The sequence below is a fragment of the Nocardia sp. NPDC060220 genome (genome assembly GCF_042727815.1).
GTDB lineage: Bacteria > Actinomycetota > Actinomycetes > Mycobacteriales > Mycobacteriaceae > Nocardia.
The window spans coordinates 1-1,459 of record NZ_JBHWZY010001253.1; the positions used below are offsets into that span (position 1 = coordinate 1).

Sequence of the window (1,459 nt, forward strand, 5' to 3'; positions counted from 1 at the left end):
CCACGATGTCTGACGCCACGCTCCACTCCACCACGCAGGACCCCGACGACTTCGCCGTCCAGATCGCCGACCGCCTGCGCCCTGCGCACCGGCGACCCCCGTGCCCACGCACTCGCGCTGGAAGGCCTGGCCGGAGCCCGGTCGCTCGCCGGATCTTCCGCCCACGCCGCGCGGCTACTCGGTGCCGCCGATGCGCTGCGTCGGTCCACCGGCGCCCCGCTGCCCGAGGCCGAACGCGGCGACGTCGACCGCATCGAGGCACGCATCCTCGCCGACATCGGAACGAACCAGTTCGCCGACAACCTCGCCGAGGGTGAGCGAGCCGAACCCTCGACCCTGCACCTCGCGCAAGTCCCGAACCGGCCCTGAGCCCACTGCGGATGCTGTCGACCGACCTCGATCGCCTCGAGTAGGCCCTGAGTCCGTCCGAAGCCCTCCCGGGCACGGTGAATCCATGACTCACACCGTGACCGACAGCCCCGATCCCTCGGTGACCGACCACGTCCGCCGCTACCTCGCCACCGACGGGCGTGCCGGCTTCCTCGACGGCGGCACCACCCACCTCGTCCTCACCACCGTCGGCCGCCGCGCCGGCGTGCGCGTCGAGGAGCGGTAGTGAGCAACCGCACCCGCGCCCACGTGCACACGTTCGCCGATATCAAACCCGATTTCGACGCCATCGTCGGCGCCGTCAACTACGCGACCATGACCACCGTCGACGCCAAGGGACGCCCACGGTCGCGCGTCCTGATTCCGGTCTGGGAAACCGATACCGACCACCCGGCCGGCTGGCTCGGAACCTACCGCACACCGGTGAAGGCCGCCCATATCGCGGGAAATCCGCATGTGACGTTCTCCTATTGGAGCCCGGCACAGAACACCGTCGCCGTCGACGCGGTCGCCGAATGGACCGACGACCCGGCGAGCGCGCACACGTGTGGGACCTCTACCGGCACGGCAGCCCTCCCGGCGCCGGCTACGACCCCGGACAGTTCTGGCAGGGTGCCGACGACCGGGCCTTCCAGGTACTTCGCCTCACGCCGTGGCGCATCCAGGTGCTGCGGCGACAAGATCTGGTCAGCGGAATTCCGGCACGTCTCTGGCGCGGCCAACTCCAGGGGGATTGACAGATCTGGCGGCGAACGCGGTCGTTCATCGTCGGATCTGACGGGACTGGACGTCCGTACAGGTCACGGCGCGATTCTTCGTGACGGGTACCAATACCCATCGGCACTTCCATCAGGAAGGATCTCTGCCCGAATTGCGCGAATCGGACGATTTCCTTGCCGTAGGAAATGAGCGGAGCTACGTTACCCCCATCACAACAGAGATCTGATTGTGATCCACATCCCGGCCGACGGTACGACCATTTTCCGGCGGGATGCTTACCGATCATGCAAGGAGATTCACCATGGGTTCGCTGACGGAAATAATGATGGCCGCAATTGCGGGACTGGGC

Annotated in this window: 2 protein-coding genes and 2 pseudogenes; all 4 read left to right on the forward strand. The window is 67.1% G+C overall.

Going from position 1 to position 1,459, the window contains the following annotated elements; all coding sequences use genetic code 11:
- A pseudogene (locus tag ACFWF3_RS35780) lies at nucleotides 1-369 on the forward strand (AfsR/SARP family transcriptional regulator); the annotation flags it as partial.
- Between the two features lie 85 nt (nucleotides 370-454).
- On the forward strand, nucleotides 455-616 hold the full coding sequence (locus ACFWF3_RS35785; RefSeq protein WP_379318583.1) for a hypothetical protein: 162 nt from the start codon (nucleotides 455-457) through the stop codon (nucleotides 614-616).
- Nucleotides 617-705: 89 nt separating this feature from the next.
- A pseudogene (locus ACFWF3_RS35790) lies at nucleotides 706-858 on the forward strand (pyridoxamine 5'-phosphate oxidase family protein); the annotation flags it as partial.
- Between the two features lie 47 nt (nucleotides 859-905).
- Complete coding sequence (locus tag ACFWF3_RS35795) at nucleotides 906-1,127, forward strand: hypothetical protein (RefSeq protein WP_379318585.1); 222 nt, start codon at nucleotides 906-908, stop codon at nucleotides 1,125-1,127.
- Nucleotides 1,128-1,459: the final 332 nt, after the last annotated feature.